A 23,573-nucleotide genomic window follows, 5' to 3' on the forward strand; every position below is an offset into this window, starting at 1 on the left:
ATATCTTTCTTCTTTACCATAGCTACTGTGATGGTTTGAAGAAACATGAACGCCGCATTTTTAGTTTTTTACAATCATGAAAGGCAGAGAGGAATTGTAGTATGAAAATAGAAAAACACTGGGGGATTGCTTTACTTGCAGTTTTAGCTATTGGTCCTGGTTTAATGTTAAACACTTCATTAAATTCTATACGTGAAATTCTCCAACAAACGTTTAACGATCAATCTTATATTTCGATAACACCCGTTTTAATAGGGGTTATGAGCTTTGCATTTTGTATTCCGTTTGGACCTATCCTTCGACATAAGCTAGGGGAGAGAAGGACGTATGTTCTTTCGATGTGTTTGTTTCTTATCGGAGCTATCGTAAGTATTGCTTCGAACAGCTTCTTAGGAATGGGCATTGGGCGGTTTCTGCAAGGGGGAGGAACTGGTTTAGCACTTATGATGATGATTCCAATGCTGGTTCTTTCTTTTCCAATTCAGAAAAGGAACTTGGCATTACTAATCCTTATTGGCGGATTTTATGGATCTAGCGTTGTGGGTATTTTTCTCGGAATGTTAGTGAACAGCTACGGACACTGGAGAGGGTTATTTTATATAGCGGCCGTACTTTCCTTACTGGGAATATGTTTCAGCTACAAATTTTTAACAAATGATCATGCTAAGCAACAGCACAAACATCATGAACCATTTGACATCATCGGTGTAGCGTTAATGTTTATGGTTACCGCATTTATTACGTTTACATTACTTAACCTTCAAAAATCAGGATGGACATCTACTTATGTATGGATAGGCATAGTAGGAAGCATCATTTTTTTATGCTTTTTATTCGTAGCAGAATGGCATATTAAAAATCCGTTAATTCCCTTTCGATTAGTGGCTTCTCGAAAACCAGCTCTCGCTATTCTGATTGCTGTTATAGGCAATATTAGCATGAGTTTAACTCTTTTATCACTACAGGGATTGCTCAAAAGTGGATCTGGTTTTGATAAAGGAGATATTTCACTGATCTATATCGGGCTTTTTGCGGGGATAGTAATTGCGGCCATATTAAGTGCCGTATTATATGATAAAGTTGGACCGGGCGTATTAGGTATTATAGGAGCCGTCATTATTATGGGAGTGAACATACAGTGGATGTATTTAGACGGTCATGCTTCAGCTTTTCTCTTTGTTAGTAGCTTTGCCGCTCTAATCGCAGGAGTAGGCTTCACAGTCGCTGCAGGTCTTATGGGTGCTGCTTTAGGCGGACCACTACCAAGTTTAGTCCCTCGAATGGTCACGGTTCAATTTATAAGAGTTACAGTATCTGCGATCATCCCTGTAATCAGCAGTATCGTCTTTGCAAAGGTGTATAAAAATCACCTTGCGACGGTAAGCGCAGAGAGCCAGGTTGCTAGTAAAGAAAATTTCACTCAGTCTCTACATGTAAAATCTGAAATCATTACGTATCATACGTTTTCTACGTTTTCGTGTGTATTAAGCATTGTAGTATTAATTCTCTCGTTTTTGATGTTCCTAACAGGTAAGGGCCACAAGCTGGCTCATAAGCCGCATGATAAAGAAAAAAATAAAGAAAAGCTGAGTACAGAAGAGGTTCACATTAAAAAAACTACTCCCGTTTTTGAGCGTTCACCTAAAGAGGCTGTTTCGAATGGAGTCATTGGTGACAGCGAGTATAGAGAAGCTTTGAAAAAGTTTGGTCAGCCTAAACCTTCTCCTGATAAAATGCTGCATATGAGAGATCAAGAATATAGAAAAGCTCTTAAAAGGATGAAGGATATAGGACAATAAGTTAAACTGAAGGAATTTGAGTAAAGAATAGAAAGAGCAAACTCGCATGGCAGTGAGTTTGCTTTTTTAATTTCTACATGTACGCTTTGCAGATATGTTTTTAATAAATCAATAACTAATACAAAAATACAGTGCAAATATGTGTTAATTTATGTATAATTATTTATTATATAGAATAAAAATCCAAAAGGAGAAATAGATGAATCCCTTCATAAAAGAAAGCATTGAATCCCTTGATACACAATTAGGTATAATCCAAACTTGTATTAGTAGATTAGCAGATGATGATATTTGGAAAAAGTTCCGCCAAGAAACGAATAGTATTGGAAACTTATGTTTACATCTTGCGGGCAGCGAATATGCATTTATCGTCAGCATAATTGGTGGTAAGCCTTTTATTAGACAGCGATCTAAAGAATTTACTGATAACAGAGTAATGGATTCCGAGCAGCTAATAGAAAATTTAATCCTTACGCGACAAGAAAGTAAAGAAATTATCACAAATTTTGATTTTAACGATTTAGAAAAATCCATACAAATGCCTTCTACAACAAGTACATTAATTCCAGAACCAGGTAAAATACAGTCCTGTTTAAGTGTTATCTTATATGCCGTTGAACATTATGCTTATCATACGGGACAAATCGTTTATATGACAAAGCTACTTCAAATGAAAAATGAACATATCTTAAAATGGAGACATTGAATTTAATAACCCTGTTCAGAAACACTAATTATCCATATAAATTTTCAACTAATGCTGCAAGTTAATTTTTAATGGTAAAATTCAATAGGTTGGAAGGGAGGAAGTTTATTGTTATATCATCCGAAATGGAGCAAAGCAAAGAAACGTTTAATGGGTTTTGTATGCGAATCTTTGCATTCAAGAGTAGATTTTCAAGTGATTAATTATCGAAAAGCACATGACCAGTTAGGTAGAGCTGTCATAACTGTTGATAAAGTAGAAATGTTAAGTATGTGTACGATTACTGCCGAAAGAGAAGAATATTATAGAGAAAGAGATATTCGTATTCAGTCAGATGATTTTAGTTATGATAATGTTTTTAATAATCGAGCAATCCAGGAACAAGCTCATGAACAATTAAAAATGGAAGGTATTTATGCACAATATGATTTCTTTTCTGCTTTGGAAGAATATTTTAATTCACCAATTGAAGTATCTTTAAAGTCGAATGATCGGTTAATAAAAATATTGTGTATGTTGGACCGCCGTGTAGGGAAAAGAACTTTACGTAAAATGAAAGAGTTCATGTTAGAAGAAAATACATTAGTCCAGGATTTTTATAAATTACGTTGTGACGCAGAAAATATACATAGTAGCGAATAAACAAAACAGAACTTTCATAAAATAGGGAGTTCTGTTTTTACGCTTAATATTAATGCCAAAATTTAATAGAGCCTTTTGTTTAGATATATTTAGTATGTGAATTCGAGTTGTTTGTTTCAAAGATAATTTTCTCAGAGAACGTTTCTCTGCACATTAAATGCATGTATTTAGCTTGTTTCTTACTTTATCTAAAAAGTATGAAATAATGAATTTTATCCAAAAAAGGAAAATTAGTAGCTTTAAATTAAGGATACGCTTGAAGGGAGCTAAATCTATTTTGGCTTCGAGTTGGAGAGAAATTTTAGTGACTAGAACGGGAAAAAAGAGACTGTCCTATAAGATATTGTATGGATATAAAAGGACATTACTTTTGTGATAACGTCCTTTTACATAGCTAATTATTCTTTTTCAACTACCGTAAAGTATTGGACGTTCCTTTTAACAATGACCAAATCATTTGCTAGATCCAATAGTTTACTTTTGTCTTCAAACCTATACTGTATGTAGTTCTTTGCACGAATAAGTGATTTAGCTTCAACTAAATGACTTATTTCACCATTAATTAGATGAAACGTTACTTCATACTTTTTCATAAGAAAACACCTCCATATTATCAATTTTTACTATTACTTAATTTCTGATACGCTTTCTTTTGACTGATGATTAAAAAGTTAGGTGTGTTCTATTAGGGCGAACAGAACAAAAAGCATATAACAGAACCAAGTTTTAATTGTCACATGGTACCAAGTTGGGTATATAGCTGTTGTTATTTAGTATATTTTAGATAGAAACAGTACTTATAGCTGTGTTACAATATTCCTGTTATGTGAAATGAAATTCATTTTATAGTTCTATTTCGTTTTAACTTACTTATTAAAAATTCCATATTATGAATGGAAATTAGTTTACATAGGAAGGTTTCTAAAGTTGATTTAGAAATGAAATGGAGAGGTATCTGTGGAAAGAAATGAATTTAGAAGACAAAAAGCACTTCGGTCAAAAGAGAAGAGAAAGAAAAAGCTTAGCCAACATAATGCCTTAAACTTATCACTAATCTTTATATCAATATGCATTGTTTGTCTGCTAATCAACTTATCATTGAGATAGAAAAACGCTCACCAAAAAGAGTATGTAAAAGAGAGGAAGACAATTTAATATGAGTAATCAACAAACAGTGGCCGAAAGCTCTAACATCAAAGTACTGCCGATTATAACGTCGTTTCTTATTGCTGGATTTATCGGTTTATTTAGTGAAACAGCGCTAAATATGGCATTAAAAGAGCTAATTTCTGGCTTTGGTATTCACGAAACAACTGCACAGTGGCTGACAACAGGGTATCTGTTAACGTTAGGAATTTTGGTACCTATTTCAGGTTTTATTCTTCAGCGCTTTACAACCAGACAGCTTTTTATAGCATCTCTAATCTGCTCCATCATTGGAACATTTATTGCCGCTGTTGCACCAACGTTTGGGGTACTCATGATTGCCCGTGTCGTGCAAGCGGTTGGAACTGCTTTACTTTTACCGCTTATGTTTAACACGATTCTTGTTATTATCCCGCCGCATAAACGTGGAAAGTCAATGGGGATCATCGGCCTTGTTATTATGTTTGCGCCAGCTGTTGGACCAACTGTATCAGGCTTAATCTTAAAAACATTAACGTGGCACTGGATTTTCTGGATTTCACTTCCACTGTTATTTGCTGCCTTAGTGTTTGGAGCTTTCTTTATGCAGAACGTTACCACACCAACGAAGCCAAAAATCGATATGATTTCTGTTGTTCTTTCAACAATAGGTTTTGGCGGAATCGTATTTGGATTTAGCAGCGCCGGAGAAGGCGGAGGCTGGGGAAGTCTACAGGTTATTCTAACTCTTGTAATTGGAGCTATTGCATTAGTTGCATTCTCTATTCGTCAAACGAAGATGAAAGAGCCAATGTTAGACCTTAAAGCCTTTAAGTATCCGATGTTTACAATTGGTCTTTTATTAATTCTAGTCTGCATGATGGTACTGCTGTCTGCGATGATGATTTTACCTTTGTACTTACAAACATCATTAGCTTTATCAACCTTTGCCGCTGGCCTAATGCTTCTTCCTGGAGGAGTGATTAACGGAATTCTTTCACCGGTTATGGGGGGATTATTTGACCGCTTTGGTCCCAAATGGTTAGTTATCCCTGGACTTGTGATTGTAGCCGGCACCATGTATGGTTTTTCAACCGTAACGCTAGAAACGTCAACAGGGTTTATCGTTGCTCTGCACATTGCGCTTATGATAGCCATTTCGATGATTATGATGCCGGCTCAAACAAACGGATTAAACCAGCTTCCACCTGAGCTGTACCCGCACGGAACAGCAATTATGAACACTTTGCAGCAGGTTTCTGGCGCAATTGGAACAGCTGTTGGAATTTCCATTCTTTCATCAGGTTCAAGAAGCTTCCTTGAGACGGTATCAGATAAAATGGATCCATTAAACCAAGTTCTTGCCTTTACCAACGGTGTTCAACATGCGTTCATCTTTGCGATTATTGTTTCAATTGTTGGATTGGTTATCTCGTTCTTTATCAAGAGAGTCAATGTTGAACAAAAAGCACATTAATAAAAAACACAGACCATCCAATGGTCTGTGTTTTTTAGATTTACGAGAAAATTTTAAGGTTCTGTATCAGCCGTATTAATTTTTAAAAATCTGAGGCATTTGATTTATCCTGCTGCGACTCACCTCCAAGCACATTTTAAACAAAAAGTGAAGGCCATTAAATAGAAATTCGTTGCTTAAAAGAAGGTTTTTTTTGTAATAAGTGGACACTATAAGAAGAACTAGATAAAGTACGTTGAGGTGAGTTCGCTTATGATATCAAGAAAACACTTAGGATTTAATCTATCTATAATAGCGATTCCATGGTTGTCGTTGTTATTTATAGGGAAACGCAGCATAAGACGTTATTCGTTAGCAGGGTTTTTTATTATTATCTTAGAAATTATTAATCATTTGTATGGGCATGAGAGGAAGTGGTGGAGGTTCTACGACAAAAAAGATTCGTTTATAAAAGATGAACTTCCTTTTAGCATTGGGCCTTATATGCCACTTTCAATGTGGCTGCTTAAATCTTCGTATGGCAACTTTAAGAAGTTTATATTATTGAATATTATAGTTGATGGAATCTTTGCTTTTTACTTTATTGATGTTCTTAAAAGGTTGAAAATTGTAAGTCTAAACCGATTAAGTCATTTTCAATTTTTTATCTACCTTCATTACAAAGCATATTTGTTATATGGAGTGCAGTATTTATTTGAAAAGGTGAAAAAATGGAGTTGATTTAAAACCTTAAGTGGGATTACGTAGGCACCATTTTTTAATTTCGTAGATATAGACATCCCCTTATTATTCAAGCAATTGAACATGAATTTGATGTCTAAACTGTTGAGATCAAATTGACAAACGGAGATACTGTATCAGTCATGATTGATTAGTGATTTGCTTATGTTATATTTCAATCTTTAATGTAATTTAAAGTTAAACATACAAAAGAGAGAGCTGTTTTGAAGAATCAGCTCTCTCTTTTGTATGTTCCCATAAATCATTCATATAGATAGTATTCCAAATAATACAGCCACAATCGTCATAACTAACGCTGTTCCAATGGCATACTTGGCAGCAAAGCGAATATGGTCACCTATATCAATGCCAAGGAGTCCTACTAAGACATAAATAGAACCTTGAAGTGGACTTAATAGATGCAAGGGTTGCCCTAGTAAAGAAGCTTGACCAATTTCTAGTGGAGGGATGCCAAAGTGAGCAGCCGTTTCAGACATAATAGGAATAATCCCGAAATAGAAGGGGGCATTTGCCATAAAAAATGTGAATGGCATACTTATAAGGGCAACAATTACTGTTAATTTTGGGCCAAGAGCATCAGGAATAACGGCTATTAAAGTATCCGCCATAGCTTTAACAATACCTGTTCCATCTATAATTCCAGTAAATATACCTGCAGCAAATATCATGGAAACCACCGTTAATATATTCCCTGCATGAGCATGCAAACGTTCCTTTTGATCTTGTAAATTTGGGTAATTAACAATCATCACGATAGCAAAACCAATCATAAACAAAGCTGGTAATGGTAAGAACCCTAGAACTAAAGCAGTAAGAAGTAAAAGTGTTAAAGCTAAGTTAAACCAAAATAATTTTGGACGCTTTATTGATGCATCCATTCCTACATCAAGAGCTGCAGCAATTTCATTATTAAATTCTGTATCTATATTGATAACTCCCAGTCTTTTACGCTCGCGTCGTCCAAGGAAATAAGAAACCCCTAAAACCCAGATAGTTCCTGCAATCATAGAAGGAATAAGTGGTAATAGCAAGTCTGTTACATCTGCTTTTACAGCCGCCGTAGCTTGTACAGCAGGACCACCCCAGGGAGTCAAATTCATAATACCCATTGCTAACGCAGGAATACAGGCTAGAATAAGTTTATTCATACCTAATCGATTGTATAGTGGGAGAAATGCAGTTACTACAATTAGATATGTAATGGTACCGTCACCATCTAAAGCAACTATTAAAGAAAGTACTGCAGTACCCATTACAATTTTTAGAGGATCACCGCCAACCATCTTTATAATCTTCGCTACTAAAGGATCAAATAATCCTGTATCAATTAACACCCCGAAATAGAGAATGGCAAAGATAATCATAATTGCTGTCGGAGCAATGGTTTCAAGACCCTTCATCATCATTGGTCCTAAATCAGTGAAGCCGCCCAATAAAGCAAAAACAATAGGAACCACTGTTAATGCACTGAAGGCAGACAAACGCTTACTCATGATTAAATACATAAATACTACAATCATCGAAAAACCTAAAAATGTTAACATATTATACCCCCTCTAGAACTTTCTTTCATTTTCCCTCTTGTTTATCTTTAATGTCATACTTTTTAAATTCTCATGAAACTATTTAACTATCATTCTTTATTATAAAGCTGCTTTGCACAATCATTCATTAGTAGAAAACAATTGGCTTTTTTTACATATTATTGGTTTAAAACCTGGTATCAGAACGAATGTAAGGGTTTACAAAAAATCTAGCGTGAATTCCCCGCTTAAGCCCACTGTATATATAGAATCATTAATAGATTATTTTCTATTCTCGTGTTTCTTTAACTAATCACTCCTTTACTAAAATCTTTTGTTGATGATTGCTTAGAACCAAAGGTAGCGCTCTCATCATTTGCGTGTTAACAAGCAAAATACAAGTGTTAGGATTAATAAACTTATAGTCACTTTGTAATATCTTAGTAGGGGAGCAGTCAGATATCTCCGGATGATATCTAAAAATGATTTTACAGAACTAACTATATTCATTATTACAACTCATTGTTTGAAGTAATAATTATTACTTTTTATTTAATTGTTGTAATAATTGTGACTATTTAAAAGTATACTATCATGGCTTCTAATGAAAAGTAAATGTTTTTTTATAGAAATGAAAAGTGAAAGGGAAGTATTAGACTTAAATGAAAAAATAAAAAAGTGGTAAAAATATAAAATATCGAATTATTTTATACATTCGATATTTCATGCTTTTACCACATTCGTAAATTTAATCAGTGTAATGATAATTAATTTTTGTAAGGATTGAAGTGATTTTATCGAGACGATCCTTTGTCTTTTCTGGATAATTTATAGCTATCGCACTTACAAGATAATCGGCCACAAGTAGCGACGCTATAGGTGAATTATGAAAAGCGATACTACTCGAGCTACAAGTCAGTACTAAATCTGAGTACTTAACTAAAGGAGAAGAATAACTGTCGGTAATTGAAATGACCTTGGCATCGTTACTTTTGGCAGCTGTTACAAACTCAACAGTTCTTCTAGCGTACCTTGGAAAGGAGGTTGCAATAACTAAATCTTTAGAAGTTAAAGTAATTCCTTTATCCACCCAATCACTTAAGTCAGAGACAATTAGCTCACAGTTTCCGAGTAGTCGATTAAGCCCAAAAGATAGATGCTGTGCCACGGGTAAACCACTTCTAACGCTTGTACAAAATATTCGGTCTGCAGAGACAATCATTTCTAACGCTTTATTTAGGCTCTCTGTAGAAATCATTTCTACTGTTGATTGAATGTTATTGAATTGACTTTCTGCACAGCGCATCCACAAATCACTCTCATCTAAGCCCTTCAAATTTGTTTCTAATCTGATTTGAGGAGCAGCATTGTTACGTAAAAGCTCCTGAAGTCCTTTTTGAAACTCTGCATATCCAGAATAGCCTAGACTAAAAGCTAATCTCATTATCGTGGTCGTACTAGTTTTTACTGTCAAAGCCAATTGATCAACCGTTAAAAAAGCTACATCGACAGGATTTTTAAGGATATAGTCTGCTACTCTCCGTTGAGTTTCTGTTAGTTGTGAGATATTATCTTTTAATTTTAATATTGGATTTTCCATACCTTCGCTCCAATTAAACAGATTATATTGTAAATTTTATTTTTTTAAGCATATAAAAAGTATTTATCACAATACTTACTTGAATTTTAGCATGTTTACTTTTTTATGTAAAAATGTTTCTTCTAAGTAATAAAGCTTAGGATATGTTTTTCCTGTGCTTTATTTATAAAAATAGATTTACTTTATTAGGTACCGGTGATAAGATACATTTAAGATTATAGTAATAAATATTACTTAAATAAAAAATGTAGTAATTTTTATTACTTTATTTATTTTTTACGATGTTTTTCTATCTTTTTCAAAAATGCAGCAAATAAACTGTAGATATTCTGCGAATAGGGGGGGGCAATATCTAATTTTATTACTTTAATTTTGTAAGCGTTATCCTGAGTAGAGCATTGATTAGAATATATTAAAATTGAAGAGGAGTGTATATCAGTGAGTAATTTAGCACCAGTATTATCTGAAGACATTATTAAGAGAGCAAACCTTCTTAATACAACTCTTATATCCGATGCAATGGGGTGTACAGGCTCAATGGATTGTAAAATTAAGCCTGTATCTACAGGAATGAAGGTAGTTGGAACCGCTCTAACTGTAAGTTTAAGACCTGGAGATAACTTATTTCTTCATCAGGCAATCTATGACGGTACAGAAGGATATGTACTAGTTGTAGATGGAAAGGGGCATACGGCAAATGCTTACCTTGGAGAATTAATGGCAGCTGCAGCTAAAGCTATTGGACTTGAGGGGATTATTATAGATGGGGCAGTTCGGGACAAAGAGACCCTTAGTCAATCAGGATTTCCTGTTTTCTCAAAAGGATTTATTCCGAATGGTCCTCTTAAAGATGGTCCAGGTGAGTTACATAAACCTATTTCTTGTGGAGGCGTAGCTGTTATTCCAGGAGATCTAATTATAGGTGATGATGACGGAGTTGTTGTAGTTCCAAAAGAAAAGATTGAAGAGGTTCTTTTTAAAGCCGAAAAAAAACTAGAGTATGAGAAAACACGTTTAGAAACGATCGAAGCATTTGAAAGAGCGCGTCTGCAAGGTGAATCTGGAGGTAACATTCAGCCTTCATGGTTAAGAGAACAGATGAAAGCATATGGATTATAAACAGAAGGGAGAGCTTTAAAGTGAAATTAGGTTTTATTGGATTTGGAGAGGCGGCCTTTGAGTTATCAGTTGGCTTAAAAGGCGAAGGTTTAGAAACCATTTTTGCTCATGATGTTATGATAGACCATCCTACATATGGTCCACAAATTAAAGAACGAGCTGCTCAAGCTCAAGTAGAACTTCTTTATAGACCCGAAGAAGTTTTAAAACAAATAGATATAGTAATAGTAGCAGTACCCGCAGATAAAGCACTTGAAGTTAGTGAGATGCTAAAACCATTTATAAAGAAAGAATGTATCTATGTAGATGTATCAGCTTCCACTCCTATCGTGAAGCAAAAAATTAACATAAATATACAAGAGAAGAATGCATTCTTCGCAGATGCCGCAATGCTAGGTCCCCTGCCAGTTTATAAACATAAGGTTCCTATTTCAGCAAGTGGTAATGGTGTAGATCGACTGATTTCTTTAATGACTCCGTACAGTATGGACATAACTAAAGTAAGTGAAAAACCTGGTGATGCCTCTGCTGTAAAGCTAATTCGCAGCATTTATATGAAAGGTGTAGTTGCTCTTTATCTAGAGTTATTAGAAGCTTCTCATGAATTTAATGTAGAACAATTAGTCTTAGATTCTATTAGTGAAACTTTAGATAGTAAGAGCTTTAGAGAAACAATGAACCGATTGGTAACTGGAACCTCTATACATGCATTAAGAAGATCAATTGAGTTAGACGGCTCTATTCAAATGCTAGAGGCTTCTAATTTAAATTCTATTATGTCTAAAGCAGCAAAAAGTAAGTTAGAAACATTGGCTTCATTTAATTTAAAAGAAAAGTTTAAAGGACAAAAGCCAGATCATTGGTTGGATGTTATCAAAGCATGTAAAGAAGATGCTGCTGTAAACAATTAAATAAACTAATCTATTATATCAATAGTAAGAGACGGGGAGATTTACTTGGGAACATGGAATTTTCAAAGCGGTTCTATTTGGTTAGAAAAGGGGTTTATTCCTAATAAGTCTACAAGTATAGCAGCTACTCATAATATTTCCAGAGATATTCATTTATCAAAATCAAATTTAATTGTAACAGCCCTAGGAGATTTTTGATGTGGGTGGTTACTGTAATCAATGCTTATTCAAGAGAACATAATATTATCATGTTTGAATTTAACACAGAAAGGGAGGCAAGAGAAACTTTCGTGAAATTACAAAACCATAAAATTTTTTCTGAAATTATCTGTTGCTATAATCCAGCTTCTACTCTAGCTGTTAACTGAGTTCTTTTAAGCTTAGGAAATCTACTAAAAAAAGATAGTAAAGAAAGCCAAGCAAAATGAGTGAGCACGCAAATATAGTAATTCTCCAGAGCTTGACAATAAAAGAGATGTAAACGTTATGTTTAAAAATAAGATAGTGTTGGTAGCCAATGGCGGCCCAGGAATTAGAAAGGCTGCTTTCCATGATCAAACTTGTGGAAATTAAAAAATACCTCATATGACACTTATATAAAAGATAATTGCAGGTAAGGAATTATAAAAGAGGTTACAGGAAGAACTGTAACCTCGATTAAAACAACTAGAATTATATGTGTGTGAATTCTTATATAAGTGATTTTGCATTTCTCCCTAAAATATAAAAGCTACGTTAGAAATCCTCTTTTATTAAGTAGCACCTCAGTTGATCTCATTTCTTTCTTTTGAATCCAAAACTCGCGATATAGGCTATTACTAACGAAATAACCGCAGCAACACTAATTTTTATGTAAGAAATCCCCAAAGCCCAAGGACCATATTTATGGGAGTTCAAATGATACATAGACCACCATTCTCCACCTTGGCCTTTAGAAAAAGAGAAGATGATCCATAGAAGAAGCAAGAACAGAAACCATACAAAAAAGATGATACTATTAGCGATTTTCTTATTTATTGGTTAACCCTCCATCTCATAATTTATAGGTAATGTGCTTATCTCTTATTATAGTAACAGTAATCGGAAAAACGTAAGAGTTTTTATTGAAAGAGGCTGAGTAATCTAATTGATGTCTGCTTTGTGTAATACTAAAATTAAACGTAGCAACCTAAAAACATAAGTAGTAAAAGCATAGAAGGGAGGAGGAATAAATGAGTGATCTTGAGTTCTCTGAACGAACCTATACAATCTCTAACTTCAAACAAAATGGGTATGAAAAACTTGTCCTATCTAAACCACTTGATCAATACGAAGCGGAAGTTCCGGTTACAAGGCAATGGTTGTGGAGTACGGATATAGGAGAATGGGAAGAAGTTGAAATTACGGTAGAGGGAAATAGTGAAAAGCCATATGAGGAATTTATTGAAATGGCTGATTCTATATTGAAACAATTACATATCTATCTTGAACGGTCATTGAAGTATTTAAAGCAGTGCATCTCTATACAAAAATTTAGTGTCTATTATCTGTCCGCTGTAAGCTTTGGGCGGCTTTTAAATTTTGACGGACATATTCTTGCGGGATTTTCTTTAGCTTTTGTTTACGGGGATTATCCCAATGTATTTCAATATAAAGTAAAGTTCAACAGAAGTGGATGGCCTATTGGGTTTGAAGGTGGACCGCTATAAAAAATCAGAGTAGAGAACCACATATTAGTTTGTGACTATATATTTAGGGCGAATTTTTCAACAGCAGTTAAAGAGGGGAATGTATATTAAATGAGTGAATTTAATGAAAAAAAGACATTTGAAAAAGAGTTCTCAGAAGACGTAATTGACATAGCAGCGGTTACAGGTTCAGTAGGGATTGGTGCTGGAATGTCCAGTGAAGAGACGTTATGGACAGCATCAATTGATTTAATTGCATGGAAAAGTTTAGATGAAAATGAAGCTGTCAAAAAAGAAGAGATACAGCTTAGATGGTTAGTGGACGAGGAAGAAGTGGAAAAAGCAATGAATCTACTGCAAAGTAATACCGTTGTAAAGCTACAAGTACGTACGGGAACGGATTCAATGATGCTCGTTAACATTCTGGAAGCAGAGTATGAAGACGAAGAGTTAGAAACGATAGTAAAAAAATCAGTGAAGCCGGTTTATTATTATGATGAGATATTTGGCAAGTTTACACTTGAAAAAAGTGTTAAAGTTTTTGAAAAAAACATTTCGTGGGTTAATGAACAGTGCGAGCTGTATTTTGATTGGCATGAAGATGAAAGTATGATGGAGTCTGCGCTGAAGACCGCACATACACTTTTTGAAGAGCAGGACAAGTGGAGCCAAAAAATTAGAATGTATGCCGCAGCGGAACTGGTCGATTTAGCAAACGATTGGCTACAGGAAGAGGATGAAATAGAGGAAATGACAAAAGAAATGTTTATGGATTTGATGAATTTAGACACTATATCCGTTTATCCGGAAGGTGATTTTGATTTTTATTTTTCTGATGGAGATATGTTTGCAGGCCATAGCATCATTGTAGAAGGAAATATAAACGGGACTTTTACTAGGGCTCAAATTGCAGGATGAATAGATTGATTAAATGATAGTTGAAAAACAATTATGTAGTTTAAGAGAAGGCTTTTATCCTTCTCTTTTTTAATTCAATCTTGTTTTTCCTCTTTTTAGGACTTGGAGCGTATACGAATTACCGTGCTGCTTACACGGATTTATATGAGTTTTTTTGTAAGAGTAAACGTTTACTATTAAGTTATTCTGTGATAATTATATTTCTCTGTGATTTTTAACGATTAAAAGCAGTTTTTTGTCTTTATTTATCAGAAAATAAAAATTATATTGACAATTAATCGTTTACATTTTATGATTAATTACGTAAACGTTTACTATGAATTTAAAGTTAAAAACTAAAACAACAAAGGGGATGTTTTTAATGAAAAACAAAGTAAAATGGAGTGGCGTATTTCCAGCAGTTCTTATCCCATTCAAGGACGACTATTCAATTGATGAAGAAGGTTTTCGCTCTTTAGTTCGCTGGGTTGCAAGTCATGAAGGGGTTAATGGAATTGTAGTAAATGGACATACGGGAGAAATTATGACTTTACTACCTGAAGAGCGTGCAGAGGCTGTAAGAATTGCAGCTGACGAATTAAAAGGGCGTATTCCTGTTATCTCTGGTGTATCGGCAGAAGGAACAATCGAGGCTATCCAACATGCGCAAGCGGTAGAAAAAGCAGGAGGAAGTGGGATCCTTCTGATGCCTCCACATTCTTGGCTACGATTCGGGATGCAAGAAGAATCACCTGTTCAGTTTTTTAAAGATGTGGCAGAAGCGATTAACATCTCAATCGTTGTTCACCAATATCCAACTTGGACAAAAACTTCGTATACAACCAGTCAATTATTAGAAATGGCTGCTATTCCGAACGTTGTGTCTATTAAAGTCGGACAACGAGATATTGCACAATATGAAGTAGATATTCGAGCACTAAAAAAGAATGCGCCTGATGTTTCACTGTTAACGTGTCATGATGAATACTTGTTACCTACTTTAGTTCAAGGAATCGACGGTGCATTAGTTGGATTTGGTTGTTTTGTGCCAGATTTAATCGCAGAACTAGTGAAATGTGTGAAAGATCAAGACTTAACGGCTGCGAATGCTGTGTATGACCGTATCTTTGAATTAAAGCAGGCTGTATATAAAATGGATGAGCCTTCTTCTACTTCTCATTTGCGTATGAAAGAAGCGATGTATCAACGTGGATTAATTAGTAGTTCATTAGCGAGACGTCCAGTATTACCTTTAAAAGAAGAAGAAGTAGAAGAAATTCGTCAAGGCTTACTGAAAGTCGGATTATTAAAAGATGAAGTGAAAGCGTAATAAACATTGTAGATAGTGGTTGCAAGATTGCAACCACTATTCTTTAGTATTTAGGTGGGACTCGTTTATAATAGATAGATATACTTGACCCACGGAGGTATGTACTATGAGCGTAAGTATTAAGGACGTGGCACTTAAAGCTGGTGTGTCAACAGCTTCTGTCTCACGAGTATTGACAAATAAACCTGGTGTTGGCGCGAAAACCGCAGAACGAATTCGTAAAGTAATGGAAGAATTAGATTATCGTCCTAATTTAGGAGCTAGAGGACTTGTTAAACAAAACACAGGAAATATTGCAGTTGTGGTTCCACGAGGATCATTTATTTTGAACAATCCATTTTTTTCAACCGTTTTAGAAGGAATAGCGAAAGGACTCGACCAAACAGACTATAATATGATGATGTCATTTACCTCTTCTCAACAGAAGCGGTTGCTTGAAACTCAGGCTGTAGACGGGGTTATTCTTTTTGCACCTAGAAATGAGGAGCTAAGTCTAGAATGGTTAGAAAGTATTCGACTACCGATTGTCGTAGTGGGGAGCTATTTAGAAGGATCTCCTTTCCCGTGCGTGCGACCGGATGATGAAGATGGTATCAAACAAGCAGTGGATGCTCTTTATCAGCTAGGACACCGGAATATCGGAATCGTAAATGGGCCGATGAGTTCCATGCATAGTGTCAGGTGTTTAAATGGATATAAAAAGAAAATGGATGAACTAGGTTTACCTTTTTCTTCTGAAAACGTATTTGAGATTGATGAGTTTGACGCTTTAAAAGCAACAACAGAAGTAGCGACATTTTTAAAGAAACATAGTAACATTACAGCAGTCGTTTGCTCATCTGATTATTTAGCTATCGGTGTTATTAAGGCAGCCAACATGCTTGGACTATCTGTACCCAAAGATTTATCTGTGGTCGGGGCAGATGATGTTCCGATTTCAGATTTTATCACACCTGCTTTATCTACAGTGCATGTCGATTTATTAGGTATTGGTCAAAGAGCAACCTCGATACTGATGAATATGCTCGAAGGAAAACAGATTCGAAAAAAAGATGTCGTATTCAATATGGAGTATATTAACAGATCTACAACCGATAGTCCAAAACATAACTAAGATTCATACCTAGGCTCTAAAAAGATTTTAGAGTCTACTATTTGCTGCCTTTAACTGTAAACCCTTTCATTGAATTCCTGATTTAATAAGTTTTGTTTTACGTATCTTAGGGTGATTGTCATTCCGATTTGAGGGAATTGCTATTAAGGAGGATTTATGTATGAATACAGAATTGAACAGAAATTCTTCAGAACCTACTAAGAATATCAGCTATGATTACGAAGAAATTGGTTTGTCTAATCGTGCTACCGAACTGCTTACACGGATAGAAAGCGTTCCCTTTTCACGTTGGCATATTAAACCACGCGTAATTATGGGTTCAGCCACGTTTTTTGATGCTTTTGACGCGTTATCTCTGGCATTCGTTTTACCCGTGTTAATTGGAATATGGAATTTAACCCCTGGTCAAATCGGTATTCTTATCGGTTCTGGATATCTTGGACAAGCAATTGGAGCTATCTTCTTTGGGTGGTTGGCGGAACGATTTGGACGTGTCTATAGTGCTAAATGGACCATTTTTTTAATGTCAGTCATGAGTATTGCTTGTGCATTTGCAGGTAATTTTCATGCGCTACTGTGGCTACGGTTCGTACAAGGTATCGGAGTAGGTGGTGAAGTTCCTGTTGCTGCTGCTTATATAAATGAACTTTCAGTTGCACAAGGGCGCGGACGTTTTTTTATGCTATATGAAATGATTTTCCCTCTTGGGTTAATGATATCTGCACAGATTGGTGCTTTAGTTGTACCTAGCTTTGGATGGAAGTGGATGTTTTTAATCGGTGGTATCGGCGGGTTACTTGTTTTTTTATTTTTCTTTAAGCTGCGTGAATCGCCTCGTTGGCTAATTTCAAAAGGCAGGTTTGACGAAGCAGAACGAGTAATTGAAGAGATTGAATCGAGTACAGATAAACGTATAGAAGCAAAAATTAGTGCACCTCAAGCAGTAGTAAAAGGTAATTGGAGAGAATTGTTTTCCCCTTTTTACCGCAGTAGAACGTTAATTGTATGGACACTTTGGTTTTCTTCCTACTTTGTTGCGAATGGGCTTAACAACTGGCTTCCAAGTTTATATAAAACCGTGTATAACCTTCCATTGGAGGAATCTCTACATGCAGCGTCACTAACAAATGTGATTCAAACAGTAGCTGTGTTTGCTTGCGCATTACTGATTGATAGAGTGGGACGTAAAAGGTGGGCAACTATTGCTTTTCTAGTTGTAGGATTACTTTTAACAACCCTTTGGTTTAACGGTGCCAAATCTGCTGAAAGTGTTATGTATTTAGGTTCAGCAGCATACGGCGTCATGGGAACAATTACAGTTCTTCTCTATCTCTATACACCAGAAATTTATCCAACACGTATGAGAGTACTTGGAATCGCGTTTGCGACAGCATGGTTGCGACTAGCTTCGGCTATTGCTCCTACGATACTTGGCTTTGTGTTAGGGGCTAAGGGAATTACCTCTGTTTTTGTTCTGTTTGCTTGTGTAGCTGCAGTAGGTGCATTTATGGCATTTAAGATGATTGAAACACGTGAAAAGGTTTTAGAAGATATTGCTCCATAAAAGAACGAGTTCAAAGAGATAAGGTTAAGCCAATCTTATCTCTTTTATTAGTGAGTGCTGCTATTCATTTAGGAAAAAGAGTAAAGGTATAAATAAGAATGAAGAGTACAAGCCCTGTTTTGACTGACATGAAGAGAAAAATATGATGAAGTCTGCGCTGAAGACCGCACATAAACTTTTTGAAGAGCAGTATAAATAGATGGGGTGAATGATAGTTAAAAACAAGTATATGTTTTAAGAGAAGGGGTTTATCCTTCTCTTTTTTTATTTAATCTCATCTTATATTCATTTTCTTATTTAATCTATACCCAGAGTATGTGCCACCAAATATGGCAACAAACATAACGATCCAGATTCCTATCCACACCGAAATCGTATTAAAGCGTCCCTTTGCTACATGATTTTATTAGGTATTTCTTTTTATCAAGCAGCTCCTTAATTGATTTTATCTATTTCTGTTAAATTTAAAACTCACTATATAAGCTATTACTAACAAAATAACAGAATACTATTTTTTATGTGAAAAAGTTCTAAAGCCCGAGGACCATATTTGTGCAAATTCACCAGGTAAGATAGTTCACCATCGTTCACTTTAACCGTTAGAAGAAGAGGTGATGAGGCATAGAAGAAATAAGGTTTCCTTCGTAAAGTAAATATTTTCACATCAAAATGGGTCATTGACAAAGAAAGTTCAGAAAAATATAATACTTATTATATTCTAATATTTTAATGCTTAAATGTTTAAAAGCAGCTAGGAGTTTACATATGACTCATACATTATCCTTAAATTCTTTATGCAGGCTTCATACAAATCTAGCAGAAGTCGATATTCAAAAGATTGATGAAGTTGCTAAAAATTTGCCGCTTATTGCTGATTTAAACCGAGCAAATGTGTTTATCGATTGTTTAACAAAAGAAGGACAGCATGCAGTTGTAGTGGCAGAAGCTGCACCAGAAACTGCACCGTCAGTTTATGAACGTCCAGTGGCAGGGAAATTTGTGTACGAAGCGTTTGAACCAGCAGTATTTTACACGCTGAAAAATGGAAAACCGATGTCTTTAAATCGCGCCTTAACACAAGAAGGAAAAACGGTAGAACAAAGTGTGGTTCCTATTAAAGGATTTAATAATCGTGTAATTGCTACATTGATTATGGAAAAAGATATCAGTGAAATGGTTGAACGTCAAGAAAAAATGAAAACGTTATCAAACACAAATGACACGTTAAGCGAAATTTTAATGGAGATGACAGAAAATGCTTCGCTTATTCCAGAGTTTATTGGAGAGGCCCTTTTCTTTATTGATCCTAATTTAAACATTCTATATTTTAATTCAGCTGCTTTCAATTTGGTTTCTGAAGTCTGTTCCTCAGAATGTAAGGTAGGGAATCAAATCATCGAATATTTCCCTTGTTTAGAAGAGTTATTTTATCATCCAGAAAAGTTGTTTATGCAAGAAGTGACTATTTTGAATAAGGTATTTCAAGTCAAAAAAGTTAGTTTAAAACAAGAAAGCTCAACGAATGGTGCTTTTATTACATTTCGAGATATGACTGAACTTAGAGAGCGAGAAAGAGAACTTGTTGTCAAATCAGTCATGATTCAAGAAATTCATCATCGTGTCAAAAATAATTTACAGACTATTGCGAGTTTATTGCGTCTTCAGATGAGAAGGGGCCTTCCTGAAGAGAGTAAGGCTCATTTTGTCGAGAGTCTTAACCGGATTTTAAGTATCGCTTCTGTGTACGAGATTATTCTTTCCAACTCTAGTGTAGACAATGTAGATATTCTTAGTTTGATTGAGAAAATTGGTAATATGCTAGTGTATAGCGCCACGGATGAAAATAAAAATATTTCAATTGAATATTCGGGCACTCAGCTTTTTACAGAGTCGGATAAAGCTGTCTCTATAGCATTAATTATTAATGAGCTTATTCAAAACTGTATGAAACATGCGTTTAAGGGGCGAGAAGAAGGTAACATTCACGTTTCTTTTCAACAGAATAACCATGAGATAGAGGTTATAATTAAAGATAATGGTATTGGGTACTCAAAAGAAGCCAAGCCATCTTTAGGGTTAGATATAGTTACCATGATGGTCACTCACGATTTATCTGGTCAATTTTCAATTGAGAGAACTTCAAATGGCACCATGGCATTAGCTAGGTTCCCATTAGAAAGAGGGGGACACCATGACTAAACGAATTATAATTGTTGAAGATGAGTCAATTGTACGACTAGATTTATCAATGATGCTCTCTGATAATGGTTATGAAATAGTAGGAGAAGCCGGAGATGGTGAAAAAGCGGTTGAATTAGCTTTTTCACTAAAGCCAGATCTAATTATTATGGATATAAAAATGCCTAAGTTAAATGGACTAAAAGCAAGTGAAATTATTTCAAATAAATATAATATTCCTATTCTGCTGTTGACAGCATACAGTCAGAAGGAGTTTATTGATAAAGCGAAAAAAGCGAATATAGTAGGCTATTTAGTAAAACCAATCTCTGAATCCAATTTAATTCCAGCAGTTGAAATTGCTTTACAACAAGCAGAAAATGCAAAAATGTATGAGCAAAAAGTTCAGGAAATGAATAATGAACTGAAGAAACGAAAAATTGTTGAAAAAGCAAAAGGAATTTTAATGGATAAATATAATTTAACAGAAGATCGTGCTTTTAAAAAAATGCGGACTATTAGCATGAAAAAGCAGGTTACACTAGAGAAGTTAGCAAAACACATCATTGAGAAATATGGAACTTAACCTCACTATACAAGTAAATAGTTTGAGCAAAGGTGCTTAGTGGTTTTAAGTGATAAAAAACCACCTGGCACCTTTTTGTCTTTTTTAAGGGAATAATTTTAATCTTTCTCTAGTAGCAAAGCTCTTAACAGGTTACTTCATACGCTTTAAATAGATAGAAATAGTTAAACTATTATCTATTTAAATAAAAATCATCATATAGGGGGAATTGGGTGTGGTTATCATCGGGAAAATCGTGATTTATATTATCATGACTTGTGCAGTGTGTGGGGCTATTGCTGCGATTAGAAATAGTGATGAAGGGTTAGGAAAGCAATTCATGGAAGGATTGCATTCTATCGGGTATATTTTTATACCAGCGGCTGGTATTATGGCTGCAACTCCATATCTTTCGTGGTTTATTAGTACGGTATGCGGTCCTTTTTTCTCAGCTATTGGGGCAGACCCTGCTATTGCTGCCACCTCTATCTTAGCAACGGATATGGGAGGATATCAATTAGCCCACGTATTAAAAGAGTCGTATGAAGGATGGGTCATGGCCATGATAGTAGGATTTATGGCCGGAGCAACCATTGTATTTTCGATTCCAGTAGGACTTGCCATGCTTGATAAACGCGACCATAAATATATGGCGCTGGGCGTTATGTCAGGTGTGTTAACGATTCCTATCGGTGCTTTTATTTCAAGTGTTTTGATTATGGTAACCAATTCTGATGTGCGTGAAATTATTTCCACTACCAGTGATTCAACATACGAATTTACGCTAAGTTATTTAAAAATTATTTTGAATTTATCTCCACTTTTATTATTTGTTGTTCTATTAGCGGTAGGACTATATTTCCTGCCTGATTTAATGATTAAAGGATTTATGTGGTTTGGGCGTATCATGGATGCTGGAATTAAGCTAGTTCTTGTTTTCTCCATTGTTGAAATTTTTACGGGCTTATTCTCTCATTTATTTGGAAGCTGGGGATTTCATCCAATCATGGCGGATAAAGCCGATCAATTTCGTGCGCTAGAAACAGCAGGTTATATTGGAATCATGCTTGCTGGTGCATTTCCAATGGTTTATTTGCTTCAAAAATATGCAGGAAAGCCGCTTGAAGCTTTAGGGAAAAAACTCGGATTAAGTAAAGAAGGAAGTGCAGGTATTTTAGCTACGATTGCTAATATTTTAGCGATGTTTAAGCTCATTCGCAGCATGCCTCCAAAAGACAAAGTTATTAATATTTCGTTTGCAGTTTGCTCGGCATTTTTATTAGGAGATCATTTATCTTTTACAGCCAATTTTCAGCCGACATTAATTCTTCCAGTTATTATCGGGAAGTTCTCAGCAGGTTTAATAGGCATTGGTTTAGCATATTGGCTATCTGTTCCAAAAGCCTTAGAGCTAGAAAAAAAGGATCGCGAAGCAGGCATTATTGGAAAAGACGAGTACTTAAGTTCAGCAGCTGAAGAAAATGAAGAGGCAGAAGAAAAAAGCAGTAAGACACAAGTGATGTAAGTATTGTATAGAGTTTGTACGATAAGGGAGAGGTAATTTTTATGAGTGAAGAAAAAAAGCGTTTTATCCAAGAGTTTGTTCCTGGAAAACAAATTACATTGAGCCATTTAATTGCAAATCCAGATCCGGATATGTTCGAAAAATTAGGTATACAGCAAGAAGGAGCTCTAGGCATTCTAACATTGACTCCCAGTGAGACCGTTATTATTGCAGGTGATTTGGCTACAAAAGCTGCACATGTTCAATTAGGTTTTTTAGATCGTTTTACAGGAAGTCTTGTTATTGTGGGGAGCGTTTCAGAAGTAGATATGGCCATGAGAGAAATCAATCGTTTTCTCTCCGAAACATTAGGTTACACACCTTCAATTATCACAAAATCCTAATTGTATAGTAGGAAGGGGAGACTTATGCATAAAAAAAACAGAGCCATGCTCATTGGCTCAATTGGTGCCGGTAAATCGACATTAACAAATGCTCTGCTTGGAAAGCCGGTCGAGGCAGTTAAAACACAAGCTTTAATCTATTATGATTGGATCGTTGATACACCTGGAGAATATGTTGAAAATCCTTTTTTTTATAAAAATATTATGGCAACCGCTCTTGAAGTTACACATGTGTTATATTTGCACGACGCTACAAAGAAAAAGACAGTCTTTCCACCCAATTTTAGTACAGGTATTAATAAGTTAGCTATTGGGGTCATTACAAAAAGTGATGCAGAAGATGCTGATGTGAGCTTAGCTATCAAAAAAGCAAGACAAGTAGTTGTAAATGGTCCTATTGTTGTCACTTCTTCCCTTAATAAAGAAGGGCTTGAAGAGATTCGAGCTTTGGTACAGTGCCAGTCTTTACAAGAGATGAAAGAGTGTAGTGATAATTGGAAATCGAAAACTATTATTTTTAAATGAAAACCTTTACATTTTGTAAGAAATCAGTTATATTCTAAATATACAAAAAAATTACGGGCAAAGGCGCCTTATACAGCTATCTTTCAGGAGATAGTTCGTATGAGGTGCCTTTTTTATTTGACTAAAACACGACTAATTAGCAATCAGTAATGACTAAAACCTTTTGCTGATTGAAGGTTGGC

At 35.2% G+C, this 23,573-nt stretch carries 21 protein-coding genes; 18 read left to right on the forward strand and 3 right to left on the reverse strand.

What is annotated here, in order from left to right; translation table 11 throughout:
* Window positions 1-101: 101 nt before the first annotated feature.
* From ACOZIR_RS05990 to ACOZIR_RS06000, 3 genes are all read left to right on the forward strand, one after another.
* Entirely contained in the window at window positions 102-1,799 is a 1,698-nt protein-coding gene (locus ACOZIR_RS05990) for an MFS transporter (RefSeq protein ID WP_328120331.1), read from the forward strand.
* A 199-nt stretch (window positions 1,800-1,998) separates the two neighbouring features.
* Entirely contained in the window at window positions 1,999-2,505 is a 507-nt protein-coding gene (locus ACOZIR_RS05995) for a DinB family protein (RefSeq protein WP_045293486.1), read from the forward strand.
* A 108-nt stretch (window positions 2,506-2,613) separates the two neighbouring features.
* Entirely contained in the window at window positions 2,614-3,147 is a 534-nt protein-coding gene (locus tag ACOZIR_RS06000; RefSeq protein ID WP_045293488.1) for an SF0329 family protein, read from the forward strand.
* 398 nt (window positions 3,148-3,545) lie between these two features.
* Here ACOZIR_RS06000 and ACOZIR_RS06005 read toward each other — a convergent pair whose 3' ends face one another.
* Window positions 3,546-3,740 carry a hypothetical protein gene (locus ACOZIR_RS06005; RefSeq protein WP_328120332.1) on the reverse strand — a complete coding sequence of 65 codons (195 nt, stop codon included), beginning with the start codon at window positions 3,738-3,740 and terminating at the stop codon, window positions 3,546-3,548.
* Window positions 3,741-4,303: 563 nt separating this feature from the next.
* Between ACOZIR_RS06005 and ACOZIR_RS06010 the strand changes: the two genes are divergently transcribed.
* Complete coding sequence (locus tag ACOZIR_RS06010) at window positions 4,304-5,749, forward strand: DHA2 family efflux MFS transporter permease subunit (protein ID WP_045293491.1); 1,446 nt, start codon at window positions 4,304-4,306, stop codon at window positions 5,747-5,749.
* 252 nt (window positions 5,750-6,001) lie between these two features.
* Window positions 6,002-6,469 carry a hypothetical protein gene (locus tag ACOZIR_RS06015; protein ID WP_421535526.1) on the forward strand — a complete coding sequence of 156 codons (468 nt, stop codon included), beginning with the start codon at window positions 6,002-6,004 and terminating at the stop codon, window positions 6,467-6,469.
* Between the two features lie 266 nt (window positions 6,470-6,735).
* Here the strand turns inward: ACOZIR_RS06015 and ACOZIR_RS06020 are convergent, their stop codons facing one another.
* Window positions 6,736-8,034, reverse strand: coding sequence for a CitMHS family transporter (locus ACOZIR_RS06020; RefSeq protein WP_045293495.1), 1,299 nt, complete (start codon window positions 8,032-8,034; stop codon window positions 6,736-6,738).
* A gap of 727 nt (window positions 8,035-8,761) precedes the next feature.
* Window positions 8,762-9,613: a MurR/RpiR family transcriptional regulator gene (locus ACOZIR_RS06025; protein WP_048019337.1), complete on the reverse strand. Its 852-nt coding sequence runs from the start codon at window positions 9,611-9,613 to the stop codon at window positions 8,762-8,764.
* Window positions 9,614-10,051: 438 nt separating this feature from the next.
* Here ACOZIR_RS06025 and ACOZIR_RS06030 point away from each other — a divergent pair, with 438 nt between their 5' ends.
* The 13 genes from ACOZIR_RS06030 (at window position 10,052) to ACOZIR_RS06090 (ending at window position 23,391) form a co-directional block, all read left to right on the forward strand.
* Complete coding sequence (locus ACOZIR_RS06030; protein WP_045293499.1) at window positions 10,052-10,732, forward strand: S-adenosylmethionine--2-demethylmenaquinone methyltransferase; 681 nt, start codon at window positions 10,052-10,054, stop codon at window positions 10,730-10,732.
* 20 nt (window positions 10,733-10,752) lie between these two features.
* On the forward strand, window positions 10,753-11,643 hold the full coding sequence (locus ACOZIR_RS06035; protein WP_421535527.1) for a prephenate dehydrogenase/arogenate dehydrogenase family protein: 891 nt from the start codon (window positions 10,753-10,755) through the stop codon (window positions 11,641-11,643).
* A gap of 45 nt (window positions 11,644-11,688) precedes the next feature.
* The gene (locus ACOZIR_RS06040) at window positions 11,689-11,841 is read left to right on the forward strand and encodes a hypothetical protein (protein WP_421535528.1); all 153 of its coding nucleotides are present in this window, start codon (window positions 11,689-11,691) and stop codon (window positions 11,839-11,841) included.
* Window positions 11,842-12,854: 1,013 nt separating this feature from the next.
* Window positions 12,855-13,331 (forward strand): hypothetical protein, encoded by a 477-nt coding sequence (locus tag ACOZIR_RS06045; RefSeq protein WP_421535529.1) that lies wholly within the window; start codon window positions 12,855-12,857, stop codon window positions 13,329-13,331.
* A gap of 90 nt (window positions 13,332-13,421) precedes the next feature.
* On the forward strand, window positions 13,422-14,228 hold the full coding sequence (locus tag ACOZIR_RS06050) for a DUF2262 domain-containing protein (RefSeq protein ID WP_310878035.1): 807 nt from the start codon (window positions 13,422-13,424) through the stop codon (window positions 14,226-14,228).
* Window positions 14,229-14,589: 361 nt separating this feature from the next.
* Window positions 14,590-15,537 carry a dihydrodipicolinate synthase family protein gene (locus ACOZIR_RS06055; RefSeq protein ID WP_013058385.1) on the forward strand — a complete coding sequence of 316 codons (948 nt, stop codon included), beginning with the start codon at window positions 14,590-14,592 and terminating at the stop codon, window positions 15,535-15,537.
* Between the two features lie 106 nt (window positions 15,538-15,643).
* Window positions 15,644-16,651, forward strand: a complete 1,008-nt coding sequence (locus ACOZIR_RS06060) for a LacI family DNA-binding transcriptional regulator (protein ID WP_421535530.1) — start codon at window positions 15,644-15,646, stop codon at window positions 16,649-16,651.
* A 160-nt stretch (window positions 16,652-16,811) separates the two neighbouring features.
* Window positions 16,812-18,215, forward strand: coding sequence for an MFS transporter (locus tag ACOZIR_RS06065; RefSeq protein WP_045293510.1), 1,404 nt, complete (start codon window positions 16,812-16,814; stop codon window positions 18,213-18,215).
* A 765-nt stretch (window positions 18,216-18,980) separates the two neighbouring features.
* Window positions 18,981-20,414 (forward strand): sensor histidine kinase, encoded by a 1,434-nt coding sequence (locus ACOZIR_RS06070; protein WP_045293511.1) that lies wholly within the window; start codon window positions 18,981-18,983, stop codon window positions 20,412-20,414.
* Entirely contained in the window at window positions 20,407-20,979 is a 573-nt protein-coding gene (locus ACOZIR_RS06075; protein WP_045293513.1) for an ANTAR domain-containing response regulator, read from the forward strand. The genes ACOZIR_RS06070 and ACOZIR_RS06075 overlap by 8 nt, the downstream gene beginning before the upstream one ends.
* Window positions 20,980-21,229: 250 nt before the next feature.
* Window positions 21,230-22,483, forward strand: coding sequence for an ethanolamine utilization protein EutH (gene eutH, locus ACOZIR_RS06080; RefSeq protein WP_415382836.1), 1,254 nt, complete (start codon window positions 21,230-21,232; stop codon window positions 22,481-22,483).
* A gap of 41 nt (window positions 22,484-22,524) precedes the next feature.
* Window positions 22,525-22,866, forward strand: a complete 342-nt coding sequence (eutS, locus tag ACOZIR_RS06085) for an ethanolamine utilization microcompartment protein EutS (RefSeq protein ID WP_013058372.1) — start codon at window positions 22,525-22,527, stop codon at window positions 22,864-22,866.
* 24 nt (window positions 22,867-22,890) lie between these two features.
* Window positions 22,891-23,391: a EutP/PduV family microcompartment system protein gene (locus ACOZIR_RS06090; protein ID WP_071271973.1), complete on the forward strand. Its 501-nt coding sequence runs from the start codon at window positions 22,891-22,893 to the stop codon at window positions 23,389-23,391.
* Window positions 23,392-23,573: the final 182 nt, after the last annotated feature.

Source organism: Priestia sp. D3YE.R1 (genome assembly GCF_049199565.1).
GTDB classification, from domain to species: domain Bacteria; phylum Bacillota; class Bacilli; order Bacillales; family Bacillaceae_H; genus Priestia; species Priestia aryabhattai.

What these genes read in the sequence shown, in the direction of transcription:
- ACOZIR_RS06045 (WP_421535529.1), top strand. Translation starts at nt 12,855, where the DNA reads ATGAGTGATCTTGAGTTCTCTGAACGAACCTATACAATCTCTAACTTC.
- ACOZIR_RS06025 (WP_048019337.1), bottom strand. Translation starts at nt 9,613, where the DNA reads ATGGAAAATCCAATATTAAAATTAAAAGATAATATCTCACAACTAACA.
- ACOZIR_RS06065 (WP_045293510.1), top strand. Translation starts at nt 16,812, where the DNA reads ATGAATACAGAATTGAACAGAAATTCTTCAGAACCTACTAAGAATATC.
- ACOZIR_RS06015 (WP_421535526.1), top strand. Translation starts at nt 6,002, where the DNA reads ATGATATCAAGAAAACACTTAGGATTTAATCTATCTATAATAGCGATT.
- ACOZIR_RS06010 (WP_045293491.1), top strand. Translation starts at nt 4,304, where the DNA reads ATGAGTAATCAACAAACAGTGGCCGAAAGCTCTAACATCAAAGTACTG.
- ACOZIR_RS06020 (WP_045293495.1), bottom strand. Translation starts at nt 8,034, where the DNA reads ATGTTAACATTTTTAGGTTTTTCGATGATTGTAGTATTTATGTATTTA.
- ACOZIR_RS05995 (WP_045293486.1), top strand. Translation starts at nt 1,999, where the DNA reads ATGAATCCCTTCATAAAAGAAAGCATTGAATCCCTTGATACACAATTA.
- ACOZIR_RS06055 (WP_013058385.1), top strand. Translation starts at nt 14,590, where the DNA reads ATGAAAAACAAAGTAAAATGGAGTGGCGTATTTCCAGCAGTTCTTATC.
- ACOZIR_RS06090 (WP_071271973.1), top strand. Translation starts at nt 22,891, where the DNA reads ATGCATAAAAAAAACAGAGCCATGCTCATTGGCTCAATTGGTGCCGGT.
- ACOZIR_RS06070 (WP_045293511.1), top strand. Translation starts at nt 18,981, where the DNA reads ATGACTCATACATTATCCTTAAATTCTTTATGCAGGCTTCATACAAAT.
- eutS (WP_013058372.1), top strand. Translation starts at nt 22,525, where the DNA reads ATGAGTGAAGAAAAAAAGCGTTTTATCCAAGAGTTTGTTCCTGGAAAA.
- ACOZIR_RS06005 (WP_328120332.1), bottom strand. Translation starts at nt 3,740, where the DNA reads ATGAAAAAGTATGAAGTAACGTTTCATCTAATTAATGGTGAAATAAGT.
- ACOZIR_RS05990 (WP_328120331.1), top strand. Translation starts at nt 102, where the DNA reads ATGAAAATAGAAAAACACTGGGGGATTGCTTTACTTGCAGTTTTAGCT.
- ACOZIR_RS06050 (WP_310878035.1), top strand. Translation starts at nt 13,422, where the DNA reads ATGAGTGAATTTAATGAAAAAAAGACATTTGAAAAAGAGTTCTCAGAA.
- ACOZIR_RS06060 (WP_421535530.1), top strand. Translation starts at nt 15,644, where the DNA reads ATGAGCGTAAGTATTAAGGACGTGGCACTTAAAGCTGGTGTGTCAACA.
- eutH (WP_415382836.1), top strand. Translation starts at nt 21,230, where the DNA reads ATGACTTGTGCAGTGTGTGGGGCTATTGCTGCGATTAGAAATAGTGAT.
- ACOZIR_RS06075 (WP_045293513.1), top strand. Translation starts at nt 20,407, where the DNA reads ATGACTAAACGAATTATAATTGTTGAAGATGAGTCAATTGTACGACTA.